This is a genomic window from Sphingomonas echinoides ATCC 14820 (assembly GCF_000241465.1).
GTDB lineage: Bacteria > Pseudomonadota > Alphaproteobacteria > Sphingomonadales > Sphingomonadaceae > Sphingomonas > Sphingomonas echinoides.
In genome coordinates this window covers 681,604-702,144 of the sequence record NZ_JH584235.1, presented here as the reverse complement: position 1 = coordinate 702,144, position 20,541 = coordinate 681,604, and the positions used below count along the sequence as shown (strand labels likewise).

The 20,541-nt window shown below is 63.7% G+C and carries 25 protein-coding genes; 13 read left to right on the top strand and 12 right to left on the bottom strand.

Going from position 1 to position 20,541, the window contains the following annotated elements:
- The first annotated feature begins 50 nt into the window (after window positions 1-50).
- The 6 genes from bamA to ON00_RS20835 all read left to right on the top strand — a co-directional run bounded on the left by bamA (window position 51) and on the right by ON00_RS20835 (window position 5,054).
- A complete protein-coding gene (gene bamA, locus ON00_RS03270; RefSeq protein WP_029622400.1) occupies window positions 51-2,834 on the top strand; it encodes an outer membrane protein assembly factor BamA in 2,784 nt (927 codons plus the stop codon).
- On the top strand, window positions 2,834-3,553 hold the full coding sequence (locus tag ON00_RS03265; protein ID WP_010403129.1) for an OmpH/Skp family outer membrane protein: 720 nt from the start codon (window positions 2,834-2,836) through the stop codon (window positions 3,551-3,553). The genes bamA and ON00_RS03265 overlap by 1 nt, the downstream gene beginning before the upstream one ends.
- Before the next feature lie 8 nt (window positions 3,554-3,561).
- Window positions 3,562-4,044, top strand: a complete 483-nt coding sequence (gene fabZ, locus ON00_RS03260) for a 3-hydroxyacyl-ACP dehydratase FabZ (RefSeq protein WP_010403128.1) — start codon at window positions 3,562-3,564, stop codon at window positions 4,042-4,044.
- Window positions 4,045-4,141: 97 nt separating this feature from the next.
- Window positions 4,142-4,375, top strand: coding sequence for a 50S ribosomal protein L31 (gene rpmE, locus ON00_RS03255; protein ID WP_010186706.1), 234 nt, complete (start codon window positions 4,142-4,144; stop codon window positions 4,373-4,375).
- A gap of 83 nt (window positions 4,376-4,458) precedes the next feature.
- A complete protein-coding gene (locus ON00_RS03250; RefSeq protein ID WP_010403126.1) occupies window positions 4,459-4,785 on the top strand; it encodes a PilZ domain-containing protein in 327 nt (108 codons plus the stop codon).
- 101 nt (window positions 4,786-4,886) lie between these two features.
- Window positions 4,887-5,054, top strand: a complete 168-nt coding sequence (locus ON00_RS20835) for a hypothetical protein (RefSeq protein ID WP_010403125.1) — start codon at window positions 4,887-4,889, stop codon at window positions 5,052-5,054.
- 32 nt (window positions 5,055-5,086) lie between these two features.
- Here ON00_RS20835 and ON00_RS03245 read toward each other — a convergent pair whose 3' ends face one another.
- Complete coding sequence (locus tag ON00_RS03245; RefSeq protein WP_010403124.1) at window positions 5,087-6,376, bottom strand: MFS transporter; 1,290 nt, start codon at window positions 6,374-6,376, stop codon at window positions 5,087-5,089.
- 134 nt (window positions 6,377-6,510) lie between these two features.
- Here ON00_RS03245 and pgsA point away from each other — a divergent pair, with 134 nt between their 5' ends.
- From pgsA to ON00_RS03230, 3 genes are read left to right on the top strand one after another with little or no spacing between them, the layout of a single operon-like run.
- Window positions 6,511-7,077, top strand: coding sequence for a CDP-diacylglycerol--glycerol-3-phosphate 3-phosphatidyltransferase (gene pgsA / locus ON00_RS03240; RefSeq protein WP_010403123.1), 567 nt, complete (start codon window positions 6,511-6,513; stop codon window positions 7,075-7,077).
- Between the two features lie 3 nt (window positions 7,078-7,080).
- Window positions 7,081-7,338 (top strand): MoaD/ThiS family protein, encoded by a 258-nt coding sequence (locus ON00_RS03235; protein ID WP_010403122.1) that lies wholly within the window; start codon window positions 7,081-7,083, stop codon window positions 7,336-7,338.
- On the top strand, window positions 7,335-7,769 hold the full coding sequence (locus ON00_RS03230; protein ID WP_010403121.1) for a molybdenum cofactor biosynthesis protein MoaE: 435 nt from the start codon (window positions 7,335-7,337) through the stop codon (window positions 7,767-7,769). The genes ON00_RS03235 and ON00_RS03230 overlap by 4 nt, the downstream gene beginning before the upstream one ends.
- Here ON00_RS03230 and ON00_RS03225 read toward each other — a convergent pair.
- Both ON00_RS03225 and ON00_RS03220 read right to left on the bottom strand, forming a co-directional pair.
- Window positions 7,766-8,380 carry a fasciclin domain-containing protein gene (locus ON00_RS03225; RefSeq protein ID WP_010403120.1) on the bottom strand — a complete coding sequence of 205 codons (615 nt, stop codon included), beginning with the start codon at window positions 8,378-8,380 and terminating at the stop codon, window positions 7,766-7,768. The genes ON00_RS03230 and ON00_RS03225 overlap by 4 nt on opposite strands.
- A 77-nt stretch (window positions 8,381-8,457) precedes the next feature.
- A complete protein-coding gene (locus ON00_RS03220; protein ID WP_010403119.1) occupies window positions 8,458-9,357 on the bottom strand; it encodes a hydrogen peroxide-inducible genes activator in 900 nt (299 codons plus the stop codon).
- 144 nt (window positions 9,358-9,501) lie between these two features.
- On the opposite strand from ON00_RS03220, the gene ON00_RS03215 reads away from it, so the two are divergent.
- The 4 genes from ON00_RS03215 to ON00_RS03200 all read left to right on the top strand — a co-directional run bounded on the left by ON00_RS03215 (window position 9,502) and on the right by ON00_RS03200 (window position 11,968).
- Entirely contained in the window at window positions 9,502-10,044 is a 543-nt protein-coding gene (locus tag ON00_RS03215; protein ID WP_010403117.1) for a peroxiredoxin, read from the top strand.
- Between the two features lie 136 nt (window positions 10,045-10,180).
- Window positions 10,181-10,702, top strand: coding sequence for an alkylhydroperoxidase, AhpD family (gene ahpD, locus ON00_RS03210; RefSeq protein WP_010403116.1), 522 nt, complete (start codon window positions 10,181-10,183; stop codon window positions 10,700-10,702).
- Window positions 10,703-10,946: 244 nt separating this feature from the next.
- Entirely contained in the window at window positions 10,947-11,627 is a 681-nt protein-coding gene (gene epsC / locus ON00_RS03205) for a serine O-acetyltransferase EpsC (protein ID WP_029622399.1), read from the top strand.
- Window positions 11,627-11,968, top strand: a complete 342-nt coding sequence (locus ON00_RS03200; RefSeq protein ID WP_010403114.1) for a DUF2794 domain-containing protein — start codon at window positions 11,627-11,629, stop codon at window positions 11,966-11,968. Before epsC ends, ON00_RS03200 begins: the two co-directional genes overlap by 1 nt.
- Before the next feature lie 42 nt (window positions 11,969-12,010).
- Here ON00_RS03200 and ON00_RS03195 read toward each other — a convergent pair whose 3' ends face one another.
- From ON00_RS03195 to ON00_RS03155, 9 genes are all read right to left on the bottom strand, one after another.
- The gene (locus ON00_RS03195; protein WP_010403113.1) at window positions 12,011-13,042 is read right to left on the bottom strand and encodes a hypothetical protein; all 1,032 of its coding nucleotides are present in this window, start codon (window positions 13,040-13,042) and stop codon (window positions 12,011-12,013) included.
- Between the two features lie 74 nt (window positions 13,043-13,116).
- Entirely contained in the window at window positions 13,117-14,016 is a 900-nt protein-coding gene (locus tag ON00_RS03190; RefSeq protein ID WP_010403112.1) for an SDR family NAD(P)-dependent oxidoreductase, read from the bottom strand.
- A gap of 142 nt (window positions 14,017-14,158) precedes the next feature.
- Window positions 14,159-14,482, bottom strand: a complete 324-nt coding sequence (locus ON00_RS20500; RefSeq protein ID WP_010403111.1) for a hypothetical protein — start codon at window positions 14,480-14,482, stop codon at window positions 14,159-14,161.
- 82 nt (window positions 14,483-14,564) lie between these two features.
- Complete coding sequence (phoB, locus tag ON00_RS03180; RefSeq protein ID WP_010187105.1) at window positions 14,565-15,257, bottom strand: phosphate regulon transcriptional regulator PhoB; 693 nt, start codon at window positions 15,255-15,257, stop codon at window positions 14,565-14,567.
- 13 nt (window positions 15,258-15,270) lie between these two features.
- A complete protein-coding gene (phoU, locus tag ON00_RS03175) occupies window positions 15,271-15,963 on the bottom strand; it encodes a phosphate signaling complex protein PhoU (RefSeq protein WP_010403110.1) in 693 nt (230 codons plus the stop codon).
- A gap of 10 nt (window positions 15,964-15,973) precedes the next feature.
- On the bottom strand, window positions 15,974-16,744 hold the full coding sequence (gene pstB, locus ON00_RS03170) for a phosphate ABC transporter ATP-binding protein PstB (RefSeq protein ID WP_010403109.1): 771 nt from the start codon (window positions 16,742-16,744) through the stop codon (window positions 15,974-15,976).
- Window positions 16,741-17,955 carry a phosphate ABC transporter permease PstA gene (gene pstA, locus ON00_RS03165; RefSeq protein WP_010403108.1) on the bottom strand — a complete coding sequence of 405 codons (1,215 nt, stop codon included), beginning with the start codon at window positions 17,953-17,955 and terminating at the stop codon, window positions 16,741-16,743. The genes pstB and pstA overlap by 4 nt, the downstream gene beginning before the upstream one ends.
- Window positions 17,956-18,022: 67 nt before the next feature.
- Window positions 18,023-19,393, bottom strand: a complete 1,371-nt coding sequence (gene pstC / locus ON00_RS03160) for a phosphate ABC transporter permease subunit PstC (RefSeq protein WP_010403107.1) — start codon at window positions 19,391-19,393, stop codon at window positions 18,023-18,025.
- Between the two features lie 39 nt (window positions 19,394-19,432).
- Complete coding sequence (locus tag ON00_RS03155; protein WP_010403106.1) at window positions 19,433-20,494, bottom strand: substrate-binding domain-containing protein; 1,062 nt, start codon at window positions 20,492-20,494, stop codon at window positions 19,433-19,435.
- Between the last annotated feature and the right edge of the window lie 47 nt (window positions 20,495-20,541).

Sequence of the window (20,541 nt, the reverse complement as noted above, 5' to 3'; positions counted from 1 at the left end):
GGCCGACGAGTTTTCGGCCACGCGGAATTTTCTCCGATTTGGGGTGGGATGTGACAGCAATCAAGGTTTCCAAATACGGCGCACGGGCCACCGCCGTGTTGCTCGCAGGCACGATGCTCACCGGCGTGCCGGCCGTCGCGGTCGCGCAGACGACGGGCCAGCCCGCTGCAACGCCGCAGCCGGCCCCGGCACCCGCGCCGACCCCAGCCGTCGCGCCGGTCACCCGCACGATCAAGGCGATCCGCGTCGAAGGTGCGCAGCGTCTCGAGCCCGAGACGGTGCTGTCCTACACCAAGCTGCGCACCGGCCAGGTTTTCACCAACGAGACGCTCGATCAGGCGATCAAGGATCTTTACGCCAGCGACCTGTTCGCCGACGTGACGATTGGCGGGGCGGAGACCGGCGACATCGTGCTGCGCGTGCGCGAAAACCCGATCATCAACCGCGTCATCTTCGAGGGCAATAAGCGGCTGAAGGAAGACAAGATCAAGAAGGAGGTGAAACTCGCCCCCCGCCAGATCTTCACCCGTACCGCCGTGCGCCAGGACGTGGCGCGGATCATCGAACTGTATCGCCGCCAGGGCCGCTTCGCCGCAGTGGTCGATCCCAAGATGGTGTCGCTCGACCAGAACCGCGTCGATGTCATCTTCGAGGTGAGCGAGGGCCCGAAGTCCAAGGTCCGCCAGATCAATATCCTCGGCAATGAGGTGTTTTCGGACAGCAAGCTGCGCGAGCAGATGGCGACCAAGCAGGCCCGCCTGACGACGCTGCTCAGCTCGAACACCAGCTATGACCAGGATCGCCTGGCCTATGACCAGCAGAAGCTGCGCCAATTCTACCTGACCGAAGGCTATGCCGACTTCCGCGTCACCTCGGCTGTGGCCGAGCTGACTCCGGACAAGAAGGACTTCATCATCACCTATGTGGTGGAGGAAGGGAAGCGCTACAAATTCGGTGACATCACGGTCGACAGCGACATTCGCGACTTCGACAATAAGCGGCTCGCCGCCAATCTCGGCGTCAAGAAGGGCGACTGGTACAACGCCAAGAAGGTCGAGACCTCGATCGATTCGCTCAGCGAAGCGGCTGGCCTGTTCGGCTACGCCTTCACCGAAGTGAACCCCGACTATGCGCGTGACAAGGACACGCTTACGATGGGGCTCAACTTCCACATCGCCGAAGCCAAGCGCACCTATGTCGAGCGGATCGACATTAACGGCAACACGCAGACCCAGGACAAGATCATCCGTCGCGAAATCCGCTTGTCGGAAGGCGATGCGTTCAACAGCTTCCAGGTCAAGCGCTCGCAGGACCGCATCAACTCGCTCGGCTTCTTCCAGGACAAGTTCGAGATCAAGCAGACCCAAGGCTCGGCACCCGACCGCGTGGTGCTGACGGCGGATGTCGAAGAGAAATCGACCGGCGAATTGTCGTTGTCGGCGGGCTATTCCAGCCTTGAACAGTTCATCATCCAGGCGTCGATCAAGCAGCGCAATTTCCGCGGCAAGGGTCAGGAACTGCGCGCCAGCGTGAACTATTCGACCTATTCCAAATCGGTCGAACTGGGCTTTACCGAGCCCTATCTGTTCAACAAGAATATCGCGATCGGCGGTGACATTTTCCGGCGCGATTACAACGCGTTCAATTATCTCGGCAATACACGTCAGACGACCTACACGCAGGTATCGACCGGCTTCCAGGTGCGTTCCGGCGTGCCGTTGACCGAATATTGGCAGCTGGCCGGGCGCTATGGCCTGAGCTATGACGAAGTCGGGCTCGACAAGAGCACGTACTTTACCGACAAGAATAACGACGGCATCCGTGGCAATTCCAGCGCGGACACCTGCGAGCCGCTGCTTGCCGGACGCTATTTGTGCGACGCGATCGGCAATCGCTGGACGTCGTCGGTCGGCTATTCATTGGTCTATGACAGCCTCAACAGCCGCCTGCGCCCGACCGCTGGCCACCAGCTTATTTTCAGCCAGGATTTTGCCGGCCTTGGTGGCGATGTGAAGTACATCCGCACCAAGTTTGAAGGGTCGAAGTTCTTCAACATTGGCAGCGGTTTCATCGGCTCGCTCAAGGCGGAGGGCGGCTATATCCATTCGCTGGAGAAGAGCCGCGGCGTCGGGATCGACAATGTCCGCATCACCGATCGCTTCTATTTGGGCGAACCGGACTTCCGCGGCTTCGACATCCGCGGCGTCGGGCCGCGTGTCCAGCGTATCGGCTATACGACCGACGCGGCGGGCAACCAAACGCTGGTGACCGACCGGACTCAGTTCGTCGATGACGCGCTGGGTGGCCGCGCCTATTATCTCGGCAAGTTCGAAATCGAGATCCCGCTTGGCGCGGGCGCGCGCGAGCTTGGGCTGCGGCCGTCCATCTATGTTCAGGCGGGTGCGCTGTTCGGCATCACCTCGCCGGTCCTGTCGGGCAGCCAGTTCCCCACCACGGTGGACCCGGTGACCGGGCGCGTAACCTATCAGCCGCTCATCTCACCGGTTTATGCGACCAACGGCCAGCCATATTACACGGTGCCGACGACCGATGCCACCAACCCGGGCGCAACCACGACCTGCCAGACCGGTTATTCCGCGACGATCGGCGGCACCTGCATCGGCACATCCACCAACACGCCCTACACCACGTCGCAGGCTCCGTTCAAAGAAGTCTTCGGCGGTAACTCGGCGCGGCCGCGCATTTCGGTCGGCGCGGGCGTCAACTGGAACTCGCCGTTCGGGCCGCTGCGTATCGACCTTGCTTACGCTGTCCTCAAGGACAAGAGCGACGACTCCAAACTCATTACTTTCAACGTAGGGACACAGTTCTGATGAAAATGTACCAAAAGCTTATGCTCGGTTGCGCACTGATCGCGCCGACGCTTGTCGTGGCGAGCTCTGCGCAGGCGCAGGTTTCGGGCGTGGCGATTGCCGATCCGGAAACCGTAATCCTCACCGCCAAGGCGCTCGACGCGGCCAACACCTCGATCGCGACGACCTATAAGGCGCAGCTCGACCAGGCCAATGCGCGCCAGCAGGCGTTGCAGACCGAACTGAACACGCTGTACGCGCCGCTTGACCTCAACAAGGACAAGAAGCTCGACGACGCCGAAATCGCCGCTGCCGAAGCTGCGAAGAACCCGGCACTGGCCAAGATCGAAGCGGCGCAGAAGTCGGCCCAGACCGATCTCGCTCGCTTGCGCGGCCCGGCGATCCTCGCCCAGGCCTATGCGATCGAACAGATCTCGCAAAAATATTCGGCAGCGATGAACGCGGTTGTCACCGCCAAGAAGATCAGTCTGCTGCTGTCGGCTAACACGGTGCAGTTCAGCACCCCTGCCGTCGACGTGACCGACGACATTAAGGCCGAACTCGACCGGACCAACCCGTCGGTTCCGATCACGCCGCCGGCCGGTTGGCAGCCGAGCCAGCAGACCCAGCAGCTGCTCCAGCAATATTTGCAGCAGCAGCAATATGCGGCCGCGATCCAGGCACGCCGCGCTGCGGCTGCTGCTCCGGCACCGACCGGCAAGGCACCGCAGGGCCGCTGAGCGACACGATGGCGGATGCAGACGAAGCAGGGCGGGGCGCGATCGGTCCGCTCGACATCGGGCGGGTGATGGCGGCACTGCCGCATCGCTACCCGATGCTGTTGGTCGACCGTGTCGAGGATCTGATTCTCGACCGGTCGATCACCGCGATCAAGGCGGTGACGATCAACGAGCAGTTCTTCCAGGGGCATTTCCCGGGACGTCCGATCATGCCGGGCGTGTTGATCGTTGAGGCGATGGCACAGGCCGCAGGGATCCTCGCGGTTGAGTCGCTCGGGCTCGCAGGCTCGGGTAAGCTCGTCTATTTCATGGCGATCGACGGGGCGAAGTTCCGCAAGCCGGTGGAACCGGGCGTGCTGCTGAAGCTCGAGGTCGAATTCGTCCAGAAGCGCTCTAGCGTGTGCAAATTCGCCGGACGCGCGACGATCGATGGTCAATTGGCGGCCGAAGCGAACTTCACCGCGATGATCGCCGATCCGCCCAAGGCCTAATCGCCGCACAAGATGCATTGCTACACGGCGCGGGCTCTGATAGGGCCCGCGCCTTCGCTGCTGGTCGGTAACCAGCGGCCCTTCGGAGATTTACGACGTGAAAAAAGGCATTCACCCCGATTATCACACCATTACGGTGCAGATGACCGACGGCACGCAGTTCCAGACCCGCACGACCTGGGGCAAGGAAGGCGATCTGATGACGCTCGACATCGACCCGCTGGCGCATCCGGCGTGGACCGGTGGTCGCGGCACGATGCTTGACGCAGGCGGCCAGGTCGCGCGCTTCAACAAGCGTTTCGGCGCGATGTCGTCGATCGGCAAGAAGTAAGCTTTTCCGCGTCGTTAACGGCGCATTAGCGATAGTGGCCTAAGTCTTCCCTCCTCGCGGTTTGTCGCGAGGAGGGATGTTTCATGATCGCCGCCGAATTCGAACCCGTCGTCCAGACCGATCGCCGCCGCAGCCCGCGTGCGCCGATCTCGCTCGACGCGAAACTGGGGCGGGGCGGTCTGGATCGTGCGCTGTGCAAGGTGACCAACGTGTCGCTGCACGGTGCCAAATTGCATACATATTCCCCGATGAAAAAGGGGGCCAGGATCTGGCTGACCTTGCCGCGGATCGGGCAAGTCATCGCCACGATCGTCTGGGCCGATGATTTCGAAGCCGGTTGCCAGTTCCAGGAACCGCTCGACGACACCACCTTTGCGGCATTGACCGGCGCGAACGTCGAGTTCGTCTAAGGCCGCTTGCGCGCCCGCGCTGTGCGGGTGTCCCGGATTTAGACGGCGGTAACCAAAAGAAGCACTGGCCGAAATCGTAAACGCGGCGTTAACCTGTTGCCATGCAACGGACCCTTTTGCTCGCCGCGCCCAGCGCCCGTCACCCGTTTCGCCGCTCCGTCGTAACCGGGCAGGTGGAACGCGCGCGCGTCCGCGACGAAAGCGACGTCAGGCTGTTCGCCCTGAGCTTCGCCGCGTTCTTCGTGTGCTTCTACACGTTCATTTTCTGAAGCGACGACACGGCGTCGTTTGATCGCGGCGCTCAGTCGCAGGCGAGGTGCAGCTTTTGCGCCAGCCACGCCGAGACCGGGCACATCGCCGCCACAATCAGCAGCATGTTTTCGGGGGAGAGCCCGGCAACGGCCAGGCCTTGCACCGCCACCGCACCAATCGTCATCGCGCCGGCATTGACGACGTTGTTGGCGGCGACCGTGCGGGCGGTCTGGTCCTTGGTCACCGTGGTGGTGAGGAAGGCGTAAAGCGGCACGACGAACATGCCGCCAGTCACCGCAATCCCCATCAGAGCCACGATCACCAGCACCGCGCGCGGGATCTCGATAAAGGTCATAACGTCGTATAGCGTGCCGTGCGGTGCAGCCGGCCAGTGGCGGCAGAGGAACGAGAAAGCGACGATAAACGCGCCCATCGCCAGCACCGAGGCGGGGGCATATTTGGCCGAGGTATGACCCTTTAGCAGCGCGTTGATCAGCACCGACCCAACCGCGACGCCAATCGAAAACAGCGCGATCATCAGCGTGAGCACATGCTTGTCGGCTGTCAGCACGTTCTTGGCGAGCGGCTGGAAGATGATGATCAACACCGCGCCCATCGTCCAGAAGAAGCTGATCGCGCAAATGGCGAGGAACAGGCGGCGGATGTGCATCGTCGCCGAAATCAGCCGCCAGGAGGATGTGAAGGGATTGTAGCTGACGACCAGTTCACGGCCTTCGCGCAGTGCAGGCGGAATTTGCAGCGAGGCGACCCATCCGACCGCCGCGACCACCAGCACCACGATCGCGGCGTGCTGCACGGCGATGAATCCGCCAAGCACGGTGCCGATCAGGATCGCGAGATAGGTGCCCGATTCGACCAGTCCCGTGCCACCCAGAACTTCGTCTTCGTGCAGATGCTGCGGCAGGATCGCATATTTGATCGGCCCGAAAAACGCGGAGTGCACGCCAAGGAACAGCACGGCCGCCAGCATCAGCACCAGCCCGGCGGTGGTATAGCCTGCCCAGGCGATCATCAGCCCGCTCGCGCCGACGATCATGATGCCGATCTCGGCGGTTTTCACCAACCGGATGATCTTGGCCTTGTCGTGCGTATCTGCCAATTGCCCGGCGAGCGCGGACAGCAAGAAGAACGGCAGGATGCCAAGCGCGGTCGCGAATGCCGTGAAATTCTGCTCCAGCCGCTGATCGGCGAAAATCCGATAAATGGCGAATTGCACCATCACCGTCTTGAACAGATTGTCGTTGAACGCCCCGAGAAACTGCGTGACGAACAAGGGCAGAAACCGGCGCTCTTTCAGCAAGCCGAGCGCATTGAGCATGGTGTGTTTCGAGGCCTCGATATGGCGAAATAAGGACCGCCCATAGACCAGCGGGGATAGGGCCAGCAACCCGCTTGTCATGTTGAGGTCATGTTGGGGTTTCGCGCGCGGGATCGGGCGAGTAGAGCGGGGCTGTGTTGACCTTGCCCAACCTGCTCACCCTGTCGCGGATTGTCGCGGTGCCGCTGCTCGCCTGGTTCCTGTGGTGGCCCGGCTGGGCGGAGGGCTATGCCGCCGGATTCGCGCTCTACTGCTTAATGGGCATCACCGATTATTTTGACGGCTATCTCGCGCGTTCCAACGGAACGGTGTCGAAGCTCGGCGTGTTTCTCGATCCGATTGCCGACAAAATCATGGTGGCGGCGGTAATTTTGCTGCTGGTGGGCGCCCGCGATGCGCACCCGGCGGTGATCCAGGGCGTCCATCAGATTGCCGCGCTCATCATTTTGCTGCGTGAAATCACGGTCTCGGGCCTGCGCGAGTTTCTCGCGCAGTTGCAAGTGTCGGTGCCGGTGTCACGCCTCGCCAAATGGAAGACGACGTTGCAGATGGTGTCGCTGGGCGCGCTCATTCTGGGGGGCGCGGTACCCGCTTATCCCTGGGTGGCCGAGGTTGGCCTCCTCACCCTGTGGCTCGCGGCGGTGCTGACGGTCATTACCGGATGGGATTATCTGCGCGTTGGCCTGAAGCACATGGACTGAACGGTGGCGATCGAAATGCTTTATTTCGCGTGGGTGCGCGAGCGCATCGGGCGTGGCAGCGAGGTGGTCGATCCGCCGGGTGAGGTGGTGACGGTCGCCGATCTGATCGGCTGGCTTGCGGACGGCAGCGCGGTGCACAGCGCGGCTTTTGCCGACCGGACGCGCCTGCGGGCTGCGCTCGATCAGGTGTTCGTGCCGCTCGAGGCTGTGTTGGGATCGGCGCGCGAGGTTGCCATTTTCCCGCCGGTGACTGGCGGATGATCGTCGTCGGCCCAGCCCGAATCAATGCCGCCGAACAGTTCGCAGCTTTGTCTGCAGGCGGGGCAGGGGGCATTGCCACCTTTGTGGGTCTCGTCCGTGCCGACGATGGTGTCGCCACGCTCGAGCTAGAACATTATCCGGGCGCAACCGAGGCGGCGCTACAAAGGCTGGTGGACGAAGCGCGCGAGCGCTGGGGCCTGATCGATGCGCGGATCACGCACCGGGTCGGCGCGATGGCCCCCGGCGACGTGGTGGTGTTCGTCGGCACCGCAGCGGCGCACCGCGCGCCCGCACTGGAGGCCTGCGCCTTCCTGATAGATCGTTTGAAGACCGACGCGCCTTTTTGGAAAAAGGAAACGCGCGGTGGCGAAACCCGCTGGGTCGAACCGCGCGGCAGCGACGATGCCGCCGCCGCGCGGTGGAGTGTTTAGCCGAGCTTGGGCGACAGCACGCCGTTGACGACATGGACCACGCCGTTCGACTGGGCCACATCGGGGGTTTCGATATAGCTCTTATTGCCGTTGACGTCGGTCAACTGCACGCCACCGCCGACCAGTTCGATCGTCAGCGGTTCACCCTCGACCGTCGTCAGCACGGCCTTGCCGCCGCCTGCGGTCACCTTGGCCTGGATGTCGGCCAAGGTCAGCGTCCCCGGTACGACATGATAGGTCAGCACCTTGGCCAGCGTCGCCTTGTGCTCGGGCTTCAGCAGCGTGTCGACCGTGCCCGGGGCAAGGCGGCTGAACGCGTCATTGGTCGGCGCGAAGACGGTGAAGGGGCCAGGGCCCGCCAGCGTGGTGGCGAGGCCCGCTGCCTTCACTGCGGATACCAAGGTGGTGAGGTTCGGAGCAGCGGCGGCATTGGTGGCGATCGGCTTGGTCGCATCCATTACGGCACCGCCTACCGTCGGGTTGGGCGCGGGGGCTGCTGCCGGGGCTGCGGGTGCTGCCGGTGCGGCGGGGGCAGTCTGTGCGGTAGCTGCTGCACCAAAGGCGAGCGCACCAGCAACGGTTGCCAGATACAGGTTGGTCTTGAACGTCATCAGTTTCTCCACTGGATCAGGGAGCCTCGATTACAGGAGGCACCCCCAAACTACGGTCGAGCGGCAGAATAGTTTCGTCAAGCCGGTTCCGCCAAGGCTGTCGCCAGCAGTTGGAAGTCCTTCTCGCGCGGCGACCCACGCCGCCAGACGAGCGCGATCTTGCGGGCGGGATTGGCGGCATCGAGCGGGCGCGAGACCAGACCGGTATGATCCAGGATCCCGGCTTTCAGCGCCATTTCGGGTAGCATCGTCAGCCCCAGGCCATTGTCGATCATCTGCACGATCGTGTGCAGCGACGTGCCCATCATCGTTGCCTCGGCGCGGAGTTCGGGCCGCGCGCACGCGGATAGCGCATGGTCTTTAAGGCAGTGCCCATCCTCGAGCAGCAACAGCCGCGTCTCGTCAATTTCGGCAGACGGCATCGCATGGGCGATATTGCCCATCTCGCCCGGCTGCCCCGCCACAAACAAACGATCCTCGAACAGCACCTGTGCGCTCACCTCGCCGCACGCGAACGGGAGCGCCAGCAACACGCAATCGGCGCGCCCGTGGTGCAGCCCCTCACAAGCCGCGCCGCTGGGCTCTTCGCGCAGGAACAGTTTGAGGTCGGGATAATCGCGCCGCAAACGCGGCAGGATGCGCGGCAGCATGAAGGGCGCGATCGTCGGGATCACGCTCATCCGCATCTCGCCCGACAGGGGGCGTCCGGCGGCACGCGCCATATCGCCCAGCTCATCGGCCTCGCGTAGCACGCGGCGCGCCTTGTCGGCGATGCGATCGCCCAGCGGGGTGAAACGGACGACGCGGCGGGTGCGCTCAACGAGCGTTACCCCGATCAAGGTTTCGAGCTCGCGAATCCCCGCAGACAGGGTGGATTGGGTGACGAAACACGCCTCGGCAGCCCGCCCGAAATGGCCATGATCCTGCAAGGCCGCGAGATATTGCAACTGTTTCAGGGTCGGCAGATAGGTCGCCATTTATCGCTCCACTCGATCAACAGCGTGTAAATAACCCATTGGATCGATAAGAACAGGCCCTATATGGCCCTTGCAACAGACGGCGCAGCAAGCGCCGCGTGTGAGGATGCCAGAAGAGGCCCCAATTTTTAGGAGGCCCAGACTATGTTGACCATTGGCGATAAGCTCCCCGATTTCACCGTTCCCGTCCAGCAGGGCGTCAACGCGCTTCCCGCCGGTGAAACGCTCAGCCAGGATGCCTTTCCGGGCAAGTGGAAGGTGCTGTTCTACTGGCCGAAGGATTTCACCTTCGTCTGCCCGACCGAGATCGTCGGTTATGCAGGCCTGAAGGGCGATTTCGAAGATCGTGACGCCGTGCTGATCGGCGCTTCGACCGATACGGCGCACGTCCACCTGGCATGGCGCAAGTCCGATCCCGATCTGGCGGCGGCCGATTTCCCGTGGCTGGCCGACAATGGCGGCGTGCTCGCTTCGCAGCTCGGCATTCTCGACAAGAACGAGCATGTCGCGTTCCGCGCGACCTTCATCATCGATCCCGACAACGTCATCCAGGCGGTCCAGGTCAACGGCCTGAACGTCGGCCGCAACCCGGCGGAAACGCTGCGCGTGCTCGACGCGTTGCAGACCGACGAACTGTGCCCGTGCAACTGGAACAAGGGCGACGACGTCCTGAAGATCGCGGCGTAAGCCAATCAAGTTCCCCTCCCGCTGTGCGGGAGGGGCTAGGGGAGGGGCGTGCCGTAGTCCGGAGCGCCCCTTTTCTATGTCAGGCCCTCCCCCAACCCCTCCCGCAGGCGGGAGGGGAGTTAGAAAGTGGAACCCCATGTCACTCAAGGATTTCGCCGGGACGCTCCCGGATTTTGCCAAAGATATTCGCCTCAACGTCGGCTCGCTGCTCAATGAGGCGCATTTGCCCGACCAGCAGAAATATGGCCTGTTCCTGACCTGCGCGCACGCCACCGGCTACAAGCCGCTGGTCGACGTGACCGAGACCGAAGTCGCCGCCAAGCTCACGCCCGAGGCGGCCAATGCAGCGCGCGCGGCGGCGGCGGTGATGGCGATGAACAATGTGTACTATCGCTTCACCCACCTCGCCGGGAATGCCGAATATCAGACGATGCCGGCCAAGCTGCGCATGAACGTGATCGGCGCGCCGGGGATCGACAAGGTCGATTTCGAGCTGTTCAGCTTGGCCGTCAGCGCGATGAACGGCTGCGGCATGTGCATCGACAGCCATGAGCAAGTGCTCAAAAAGGCCGGTGCCACGGCCGAAGCGATCCAGACCGCGGTGCGGATCGGTGCGGTGATGAAAGCGGTTGCGACGGTTCACGCCGCCGTAAACTAACTTCGGCGAGACAGGCGTTGGCCCCATCAGGAAGGCGCTTGTCATCGCACAGCGGACCGATCCCTCACCGTTCGCGCGGGGGATCGGGCTGCTGCCCGAAGGTTTCGTAACGCCGCCTGCCACGGCGCTTTTATAAATCCTACAAAGATGGTAGGAGTTTACCGCGCGATCTTCCTGAAAAGGGGGTCCTTTTATTCGGCGTAGCGAGCCCCTAGATTATCGTCGATAATAAGGGGACAAGGCCATGATGGGACGATTGCTCGCCTATCTCGACTCGATTAAGGCGCGCGATCCGGCTCCCCGGTCGCGACTTGAAATCCTTACCTATCCGGGTGTCTGGGCGCTCGGCTATCATCGCATCGCGCACCGGCTGTTCAAGGCGCGGCTGTTCTTCCTGGCGCGCGCGGTAAACCATTTCTCGCGCTTCCTCACCGCAATCGACATTCATCCCGGTGCCACGATCGGGCGCAACTTCTTCATCGATCACGGTTTTGTCGTGATCGGCGAGACGGCTGAAATCGGCGACAATGTCACCATCTATCAGTGCGTGACGCTGGGCGGCACCAGCCCCGACAATGGTGTGGCGGGCAAGCGCCACCCGACTTTGTGCGACAACGTCATCATCGGTTCGGGCGCGCAGGTGCTGGGGCCGATCACGCTTGGCAAGGGATCGCGCGTCGGGGCCAATGCCGTAGTGACCAAGGATGTCGTCGAGGGCGCGGTGATGGTCGGCATCCCGGCGCGCGCGACGATGGTCGAGGGCGGGCAGAAGCCGGCTGGCTTCCTCGCTTATGGCACGCCGTGCAGCGACATGTTCGATCCCGCGACGCAGAAGGTGGAATTGCTGCGCTGCGAACTCGAGACGATGCGCAAGCGGCTCGATGCCCTGGTTGCGGAACATCATGAGGAACGCGACCGGGCCTGATGGGGACGGTCACGCCCTTTCCAAGCCCGCGCGGCGTTCCGACGCAAATCGGGTTCGAGCGGATCGAACTGACGCGGATCCTCGATTTGTACGGGCGGATGGTTTCGGCGGGGCTGTGGCGCGATTACGCGATCGAGCTTGGGCAGGATGCCGCGATCTTCGCCGCATTCCGCCGCGCCGCCGAACGCCCCGAATTCCGCATCGAAAAGCGCCCCGCCTTGCGCAACCGCCAGGGCATGTGGGCTTTGGTCAACGAAGCGGGGGTGGTGCTGAAGCGCGGCCATGAACTGGGCCCGGTGCTGGCCCCGGTCGAGCGGCGGCTGATGAAGCTGGTCGACTAACGTCCAAGCCCCGCTCGCGGCCGAGCGGGGCTTGGATCAGGGTTAGGCGGCGACCAGCGTGCCGACCGGGGGCAAGCGCTCGCCCAACTGGCCGAGCGTGCCGATCACCATCCGCCGCATGGTGGGCCAGAATGCCGATAGCGTCAGCAGGGCCGAGCCGATCGCGAGCCCGGTGAACGCCCAGGCAAGCTCGATTGCGCCCGCATTCTGGAACAGCGCGTACATCGCGTAGAGGACATAGACGAGGCTCGACACCAGCAGCGCGCGCCGGTCGACTGCAAGCGCGACGAAAGCGAACGCGAGGTACAGGCCCAAAACGATCAGCGCGGTGCCGATGTCGATATTCGCGCCGAACACGCCGAGCATGTGGAAGATCGGATGCGCGATCATCGGCGCGGCGGCGAGGTGCAGCCAGAAGGCGACATCGGCGCGGCGGGTGCGCCGTTCGCGGTCGGACATGTCCCACCACATGGCGAGGGCGAACACCGCGATGCCGCACAGCAAGACCAGCGGGTAGACGAGATCCTGCATCGCCGGGAAGGCTGCATAGGTCAGCCCTACCACGACACCCACGCCCGCCGCTGCCCCCGCGGCGACGGTGATCGGCACCATGAAGCGCCGCCAATGCGTCCATGCCGCCGCTGTGGCGGTGAGCGCTATGCCCGCGCCGATTGCGGCGTTGACCTGGTTGGAGAGGTCAGGATGGAGTTCGACCATCACGCCGATCAAGCTCGCCGCAACCCCGCCGACAAAGGCGAGCAGCAAAAGGATGCTCGGCAACGCCATGCGGCGCACGCGCGTGAAATATTCGGCGAGCGCCCAGGCGGCAACCGCGACCAGCGCGCCCGCCAGCGGCGTGGTGATCGACTTGCCGATCCACGCCACCGCAACCAGCACCAGCGCCAGCGCGATCGATACGAAAATGTCGTTGAACCCGGTCAGCAGTCGGAAATGCTCTTCATCGACCGCAGGCACCGCGCTGCGTGCCGCCACGTGGTTGCGCAGGGCGGCCGCGGCATCGCGCGAGATCGCGCCTGCCGTCACCGCACCGTCAATGTCGCTTTCGCTATACATGATAAGCCTCCTGTTGCTGGCAGGAGGCTATCATGAGTGTATCGCTGTAGCAATACAGCGAGTCTCTGGGCCGATCAGCCGCCCTGGAGCTTCTTGAGGATGCTCATCGACTGTTCCGCGCCATTCTGCGGGGTCAATTCGCCAGTGCGGTCGGTGATCTCCGCCCAATGCGCCGCGATGCCCTCCGGCGACAGATCATCGCCGGTCAGCAGCTTGCCTTGCGTGAGCGTGACATAGGCCGCCTGAAATACGCCTGCGCCCGCGCCGACGATCATGTTGGTCGGGGCTTCTTCGGACACGAGATAGAGCGCGGCGGGGGCGACCTTCTCGGGCGCGAAGGCGGCGAACGCTTCGGCCGGGAACAGATCCTCGGTCATCCGCGTGCCTGCGGTCGGCGCGATCGTGTTGACCTTGATGTTGTTCTTAGCCCCCTCGATCGCCAGCGTCTTGGTGAGACCGGCAAGGCCGAGCTTGGCCGCGCCATAATTGGCCTGGCCGAAATTGCCGTAGAGCCCGGTCGACGATGCGGTCATCAGGATGCGGCCGTAATTTTGCGCGCGCATCGTTTCCCACACCGCCTTGGTGCAGTTGGCCGATCCGTTCAGGTGCACGTCGATGACGAACTTGAAGTCGGCGGGCTCCATCTTGGCAAAGCTCTTGTCGCGCAGCACGCCGGCATTGTTGATCAGGATATGGACGCCGCCCCAGGCTTCCTTGGCCTTGGCGACCATTTCGACCATCTGCTCATATTCGGTGACGCTGCCGCCATTCGAGATGGCTTCGCCACCGGCCGCCTTGATTTCCTCGACCACCTTCAGCGCGGCGTCGGAATGGCCCGTGCCATCGCGCGCGCCACCGAGATCGTTGACCACGACCTTCGCGCCGCGCCGCGCCAGCTCAAGCGCATAAGCACGGCCCAGACCACCGCCAGCGCCGGTAACGATGGCGACCTTATCGTCGAAACGAATGGACATAGCAGGACTCCTCCAAGTGATTTGAGGCGCGTCCTAGGCGATTGCGCGCGCGGTGCAAGCCACGATCGCCATACTGAACTTACGAAACGGCCGACGTGCGGGAGCTGTGCACGTCGGCCGTAACGGAAAGGCTAGGGGTACTTTAGCGCTTCGGGCGCGGGGTGGAATGCAGCCGCGCACCCGCCGCGTTGGAGCGTTCGCGGCAGCCATCGGTGACAGTCCGCGAGCACATCGGATAGCTCTCGGGCGGTGGCGGAGCCGGGTTCGCGGCGGGCGGTGCCATCATCGGAGCAGCCGGGGGCGGGGGAGGCGGCGGCGTCGGTGCGCCGGGCGGCGGCGGCGGCGGCGGAGGGGGCGCGGGCTGCGCCATGGCGGGATCGGGTGCCGGCATCGGCGCTGGCGTGGTCTGGGCCAGAGTCGGCGTCGCGACGGCGGCGGCGAGCGCCGCGATCATCATGAGCTTCATGCGGGGTCTCCTGCAAACGGGCAGCAATCTGTGCTGCTCGTCCGGTCCAACGCACATTCCCCCGCATGGCTCCCGATTTTCTTTACGCTCCCGAATCGAGCGCGTAACCCGCCGATCGCACGGTGCGGATGATGTCGGGCCGGTCGCCGCGATTGATCGCCTTGCGCAGGCGGCGGATGTGGACGTCGACCGTGCGGCTTTCGATGTCGCTGTCATGCCCCCATACCGCATCGAGCAAACGCTCGCGCGAGAACACCCAGCCCGGATGCTCGAGGAAATGCTTGAGCAAGCGGAATTCGGTCGGCCCCAGCGGAATGACCTCACCCGAGCGGCGCACCTTGTGGCCGACGGTATCCATCTCGATGTCGGAATAGGTCAGTTGCTCGCCCGCCAGGGCAGGGCGCACGCGCCGCAGCACCGCCCCGACCCGCGCGACCAGTTCGCGCGGGGAGAAGGGCTTGGTGACATAATCGTCGGCACCCGTCTCCAGCCCGCGCACCCGGTCTTCTTCCTCGCCACGGGCCGTAAGCATGATGATCGGCACGTTCGCCGTCTCGGGCATTCGGCGCAGGCGGCGGCACACTTCGATGCCCGACAGCCCCTCGACCATCCAGTCGAGCAGGACGATATCGGGGGTATTCTCCTTGGCGAGCAGCAGCGCTTCCTCGCCATCGGGGGTCTGCGCGATTTCGAAATCCTCGCGCTTGAAATGCCAGATCAGCAGCTCGGCGAGCGCGGCATCGTCTTCTACCAGCAACATCTTGGCGCGGGCCATATCGTTTACTCCGTTACGAGGTAGGGATGTCGCCGCGGTCGCGTTCGGCCATGTGCGTGCCGGTTGCGGCGAAATAGATCATCTCGGCGATGTTGGTGGCATGGTCACCGACACGTTCGAGATTTTTGGCGATGAACAGCAATTGCGCGACCTGACCGATCGTCTTGGGGTTTTCCATCATGTGCGTCACCAGCACGCGGAACAGGCTGTTGTAGAAATCATCGACTTGCCGATCGCGGTCGCACACTTCGACCGCCGCCGTCGCATCGCGCGCGGCGAAGGCATCAAGCGCGTCATGCACCATCTGCACCGCCAGCGCCGACATGGCGGGCAACACCGAAAGCGGCTCGATCTCGCCATGGCTTTCGATCATCGGAACGCGCTTGGCGATATTCTTGGCGTAATCGCCGATCCGTTCGACCACACCGGCGATCTTCAGCGCAGCGACGACTTCGCGCAGATCATCGGCGAGCGGCGCGCGCAAGGCGATGATCCGCACCGCGAGCTGTTCGACTTCGATCTGCAGCGCGTCGATGCGTTTGTCACCCGCGACAATCTCGCGCGCGCTTTCCAGGTCGTGACGGCGCAGCGCCTCCATCGCAGCCGCGATGGCGTGCTCCGCCAGCCCGCCCATTTGCGCGATCAACCCGCGCAATTGGCCAATATCTTCGTCGAAGGCTTTCACCGTATGATCGTTCAAGGGCATGGTCCTGCGTTCAGCCGTAGCGGCCAGTGATGTAATCCTTGGTGCGCTCCTGCCGAGGATTGGTGAAGATGTCCGAGGTCGCGCCATATTCGACCAGCGTGCCCAGGTGGAAAAAGGCGGTGCGCTGCGACACGCGGGCCGCTTGCTGCATGTTGTGCGTGACGATCACGATGGCGTAGCGCCCCTTGAGCTCGTGGATCAGCTCCTCGATCTTGGCGGTCGCGATCGGGTCGAGTGCCGAGCAGGGCTCGTCCATCAGGATCACTTCGGGATCGACCGCAATTGCGCGTGCGATGCACAGCCGTTGCTGCTGGCCGCCGGACAGCGCGGTGCCGCTTTCGGTCAGGCGATCCTTGACCTCGTCCCACAAGCCGGCACGGCGCAGCGATTTCTCGACGATCTCGGCCAGCTGCGGTTTGTTGGCGGCAAGGCCGTGAATGCGCGGACCATAGGCCACGTTTTCGAAGATCGATTTGGGGAAGGGGTTGGGCTTCTGGAACACCATGCCGACGCGCGCGCGGAGTTGCACCACGTCCATGTCGGGTGAATAGATATTCTCGCCATCGAGCGTGATGTCGCCTTCGACCTTTGCCCCGGCAATCGTGTCGTTCATGCGGTTCAGCGTGCGCAAAAAGGTCGACTTGCCACACCCCGACGGGCCGATCAGCGCGGTGACGTGATCCTGCCCGAAGTCGAGCGACACGTCGGCAATCGCTTGTTTCGCGCCATACCAGACGTTGACGTGCTGCGCGGAGATTTTGGATTGGTTGGGGATGCTCACCAGCGGGTCTCGAATTTGTTGCGGAGGTAAATCGCGAAGCTGTTCATCGCGAGCAGGAAGACGAGCAGCACGATGATCGCGGCGCTGGTCTTTTCGACAAAGCCGCGGTCGATCTGGTCGGACCACAGGAAGATCTGCACGGGCAGGACGGTGGCGGGGTCGGTCAGCCGCGCGGGCGGCGAGGCGATGAAGGCGCGCATCCCGATCATCAGCAGCGGGGCCGTTTCACCGAGCGCGCGCGCCATGCCGATGATCGTGCCGGTCAGGATGCCGGGCAAGGCAAGCGGCAGGACATGGTGGAACACCACCTGGATCGGGCTTGCGCCAATCCCCAATGCGGCATCGCGGATCGACGGCGGCACCGCCTTGATCGCGTTGCGTCCGGCGATGACGATGACCGGCATCGTCATCAACGCGAGCGTCAGCCCGCCGACGATCGAGGCCGAACGCGGCATTCCAAAGGTTCCGAGGAACACCGCCAGCCCGAGCAGACCGAAGATGATCGAGGGCACCGCCGCGAGGTTGTTGATCGACACCTCGATCAAATCGGTCCAGCGGTTCCGTGGGGCATATTCCTCGAGATAGAGCGCGGAGAGCACGCCGATCGGAAAGGCGATCAGCAGCGTCACCAGCATGGTGAACAGCGATCCCTTGAACGCCCCCCAGATCCCCGCCCGGGTCGGATCAGTGGAATCGGACGCGGTGAGGAAGGGGAGGTTGAACCCGGTCGAAATCGCGCCGCGTGCCTGCAATTTGGTGACGATCGCTTCGGCGGCGGGGCCCCCCTGTCGCTTGGCGGCGACATCGATCGTGTCGGCAGCGGGCACCCACACGATGCTGCGCCCGCGCAGGATCGCGGGGTCGCGTTTCACCGCCTCGCGGACGTTGAGCCAGGCACCGTCGGACAGCCACTTGTCCCCGTCTTTGCCAAAGGCGGTGATCGCGGCGGCGTCGGTCGCACGCTCGATCCCGGCACCAGCCAGCGCCAGGTCCGCACCCGGCCCATGCAGGCGGGCCGGATCGAGCATCAGCCCGGCGCTTGGAAAGTCGATGGGCAGCGCGATCCGCGTTTGCAGGAAGCCGCTGGCACCGTTCATCACCATCGTCACGAGCAGCACGGCCAGAAACCCGGCGGAGAGGATCACCGCTGCCAGGCCGAGCAGCCGAAAGCGTTGCTCGGCCCCGTAGCGGCGGCGGATGCGCCGCTGCATCTCTGGGGTACGCCAATCCGTCGGCACGCGGTCAGGGGTGGAGGATGTCGGCGGGGCGACGGCGATGTCACTCATAAGCTTCGCGATACCGTTTCACGACCGTCAGCGCGACGATGTTGAGGAGCAGGGTGATGATGAACAGCGTCAGCCCGAGCGCGAAGGCGGCGAGCGTCTTCGGGCTGTCAAACTCGGCTTCGCCGGTGAGCAAGTCGACGATTTGCTTGGTCACCGTGGTCGCGCTGGCAAAGGGGTTGAGCGTCAGCGTGGCGACGCCCGAGGCGGCCATCACCACGATCATCGTTTCGCCGACCGCGCGGCTGACCGCGAGCAACACGCCGCCGACCACGCCGGGCAGCGCCGCCGGGAGCAACACCCGCTGGATCGTTTCCGACGCGGTCGCGCCCATCGCCAGGCTGCCGTCGCGCATCGCGTCGGGCACGGCGGCAAGCGAATCGTCGGCCATGGAGGAGACGAACGGGATGATCATCACCCCCATCACCAGCCCGGCGGCGAGCGCGCTTTCCGAACTCGCCCAGGTGATCCCGATCGACACCGCGAAATCGCGCACCGCCGGGGCCACCGTCAGCGCGGCGAAATAGCCGTAGACCACGGTCGGAACGCCCGCCAGCACCTCAAGGATCGGCTTCATCCAGCGGCGCGCGGTGGGGGTGGCATATTGGGTGAGGTAGACCGCACTCATCAGCCCGAACGGGATCGCCACCAGCATCGCGATCACCGCGCCGATGAAGAATGTGCCCCAGAACAGCGGCACCGCCCCCAGCGTCTTGCCCGGATCGGCGGGGTCGATCACCTGCGGGCTCCAATGCGTGCCGAACAGGAAGTCCCCGATCGGTACGATATTGAAAAAGCGCCAGGATTCGAACAGGAGCGAGGCGACAATGCCCATCGTCGTCAGGATTGCGATCAGCGAGGCGGCCAGCAGCCCCGCCATCATCAACCGTTCGATCTTGGTGCGCGCGCGAAAATCCGGGCGCACGCGGGTATACGCAAAACCGCCGGTGGCGAAGCTCAGCAACAAGGCAATGGCAGCGCCAATCCAGTCATTGCGCGTCTGCGCCGCCGCGTAAGCCGGGGCGAGCTTCTTCGACAAGGGATTGAACGCGCCAAAGCTGTTTCCGGAGGCGAGGCTACGCGCCTCCGACAAAATGGCCGCGCGGTTGAAGCCCTGTGGCGGCAATTGCGCAGCCGCGGGGTCGTGCAGCACACGGTCGGTAACCAAGGCCGGCGACGTTGCCGACCACACGCAGAGAAACAAGGCAGCGGGGAGGACCGTCCATAAGGCGACGTATCCGCCGAAATGCGAAGGCAGCGAGCTGAAGCGCGCGGTACTGCCACGGCGAAAGCTGACGGCGCGCAACCGCGCCGTCAGCCAGCCGATGAGGCCGAGCCCGGCGATGACCAGGAAAAGAGCGAGCATGGACAAAGCGAGGGTTCGACTTCGCGTAAGAGTGTTGGACTAGAGCAGCTTCTTCGGGTCGAGCAGGGTCTCGTCCTTCAGGATTTGCGCGCTGCGCTTGCGGACGTCGTCTGGAGCCGCAATCAGGCCCTTGGCGACGAGCGGACCCTTGGGATCCCACGAGGTTGCATAGAGCGCGAGGAAATCGCGCAGGCCCTTGATCGCGCTGAGATGGGCTTGCTTGATATACAGGAACAGCGGACGCGATCCCGGATAGGCCCCGCGTGCGATCGTCTCATAGGTCGGCTCGACCCCGTTGATCGGAACGCCGTTCAGCTTGTCCTTATTCTCTTCGAGATAGGAATAGCCGAAGATGCCGATCGCATTGGGGTTGGACTGCAATTTCTGCACGATCAGATTGTCATTCTCGCCCGCATCGACATAGGCACCGTCTTCGCGGATTGCGGTGCAGCCCTTGGCATAGGCCGCCGGATCCTTGTCCTTATGATCGGCCAGTGACGGATTGATCGCGTCGCAGCCCTTGGCCAGGATCAGTTCGGCCAGCGCATCGCGCGTGCCGCTGGTCGAGGGCGGACCATAGACCTGGATCGGCACCGCCGGCAGCGACGGATTGACATCCTTCCACGTCTTGGCGGTGTTCTTCTGGCCCATCGGCGAGGCGGCGAGCGCCTTGTAGATGTCGACGGCCGTCAGTTGCAGCTTGGGGCCGGATTTGGATTCGGCGAAGGCGATACCATCAAGGCCGATCTGCACCTCGATGATGTCGCTGACGCCATTGTCCTTGCAAGTGTTGTATTCGCTGGCCTTCATCCGGCGCGACGCGTCCTCGATGTCGGGATGCGCCGCACCGACGCCGGCGCAAAACAGCTTCATGCCGGCACCCGTACCGGTCGACTCGATCGCAGGAGACTTGGTGCCCGGCGTCTTGTTGACGAACTGTTCAGCAACAATCGTCGTGAACGGAAAGACCGTTGACGACCCGACCACCGTGATGTGGTCGCGCGAGCCCGCGCCGCCGCCATTCGCCTGATCCTGACAGCCCGCCAGCGTCAGCGCTGCAGCACTCGTGGCAAGAGCGAGTATCGCACATTTCCTGATCATGGAATCTCCCCTCGGGCACTGGACGGCCCCGGACTCGGGCTACCACG

What these genes read in the sequence shown, in the direction of transcription:
- ON00_RS03225 (WP_010403120.1), bottom strand. Translation starts at nt 8,380, where the DNA reads ATGACGTTCAAGACCAACCTGTATCTGGCAACCGTTGCTGGTGCGCTC.
- ON00_RS03200 (WP_010403114.1), top strand. Translation starts at nt 11,627, where the DNA reads ATGGGGACGGTCACGCCCTTTCCAAGCCCGCGCGGCGTTCCGACGCAA.
- ON00_RS03265 (WP_010403129.1), top strand. Translation starts at nt 2,834, where the DNA reads ATGAAAATGTACCAAAAGCTTATGCTCGGTTGCGCACTGATCGCGCCG.
- ahpD (WP_010403116.1), top strand. Translation starts at nt 10,181, where the DNA reads ATGTCACTCAAGGATTTCGCCGGGACGCTCCCGGATTTTGCCAAAGAT.
- ON00_RS20500 (WP_010403111.1), bottom strand. Translation starts at nt 14,482, where the DNA reads ATGAAGCTCATGATGATCGCGGCGCTCGCCGCCGCCGTCGCGACGCCG.
- ON00_RS03230 (WP_010403121.1), top strand. Translation starts at nt 7,335, where the DNA reads ATGATCGTCGTCGGCCCAGCCCGAATCAATGCCGCCGAACAGTTCGCA.
- ON00_RS03190 (WP_010403112.1), bottom strand. Translation starts at nt 14,016, where the DNA reads ATGTCCATTCGTTTCGACGATAAGGTCGCCATCGTTACCGGCGCTGGC.
- ON00_RS20835 (WP_010403125.1), top strand. Translation starts at nt 4,887, where the DNA reads ATGCAACGGACCCTTTTGCTCGCCGCGCCCAGCGCCCGTCACCCGTTT.
- epsC (WP_029622399.1), top strand. Translation starts at nt 10,947, where the DNA reads ATGATGGGACGATTGCTCGCCTATCTCGACTCGATTAAGGCGCGCGAT.
- pstC (WP_010403107.1), bottom strand. Translation starts at nt 19,393, where the DNA reads ATGCTCGCTCTTTTCCTGGTCATCGCCGGGCTCGGCCTCATCGGCTGG.
- phoB (WP_010187105.1), bottom strand. Translation starts at nt 15,257, where the DNA reads ATGGCCCGCGCCAAGATGTTGCTGGTAGAAGACGATGCCGCGCTCGCC.
- ON00_RS03215 (WP_010403117.1), top strand. Translation starts at nt 9,502, where the DNA reads ATGTTGACCATTGGCGATAAGCTCCCCGATTTCACCGTTCCCGTCCAG.
- ON00_RS03195 (WP_010403113.1), bottom strand. Translation starts at nt 13,042, where the DNA reads ATGTATAGCGAAAGCGACATTGACGGTGCGGTGACGGCAGGCGCGATC.
- phoU (WP_010403110.1), bottom strand. Translation starts at nt 15,963, where the DNA reads ATGCCCTTGAACGATCATACGGTGAAAGCCTTCGACGAAGATATTGGC.
- ON00_RS03245 (WP_010403124.1), bottom strand. Translation starts at nt 6,376, where the DNA reads ATGCTCAATGCGCTCGGCTTGCTGAAAGAGCGCCGGTTTCTGCCCTTG.
- pstA (WP_010403108.1), bottom strand. Translation starts at nt 17,955, where the DNA reads ATGCAGCGGCGCATCCGCCGCCGCTACGGGGCCGAGCAACGCTTTCGG.
- fabZ (WP_010403128.1), top strand. Translation starts at nt 3,562, where the DNA reads ATGGCGGATGCAGACGAAGCAGGGCGGGGCGCGATCGGTCCGCTCGAC.
- ON00_RS03250 (WP_010403126.1), top strand. Translation starts at nt 4,459, where the DNA reads ATGATCGCCGCCGAATTCGAACCCGTCGTCCAGACCGATCGCCGCCGC.
- ON00_RS03155 (WP_010403106.1), bottom strand. Translation starts at nt 20,494, where the DNA reads ATGATCAGGAAATGTGCGATACTCGCTCTTGCCACGAGTGCTGCAGCG.
- ON00_RS03220 (WP_010403119.1), bottom strand. Translation starts at nt 9,357, where the DNA reads ATGGCGACCTATCTGCCGACCCTGAAACAGTTGCAATATCTCGCGGCC.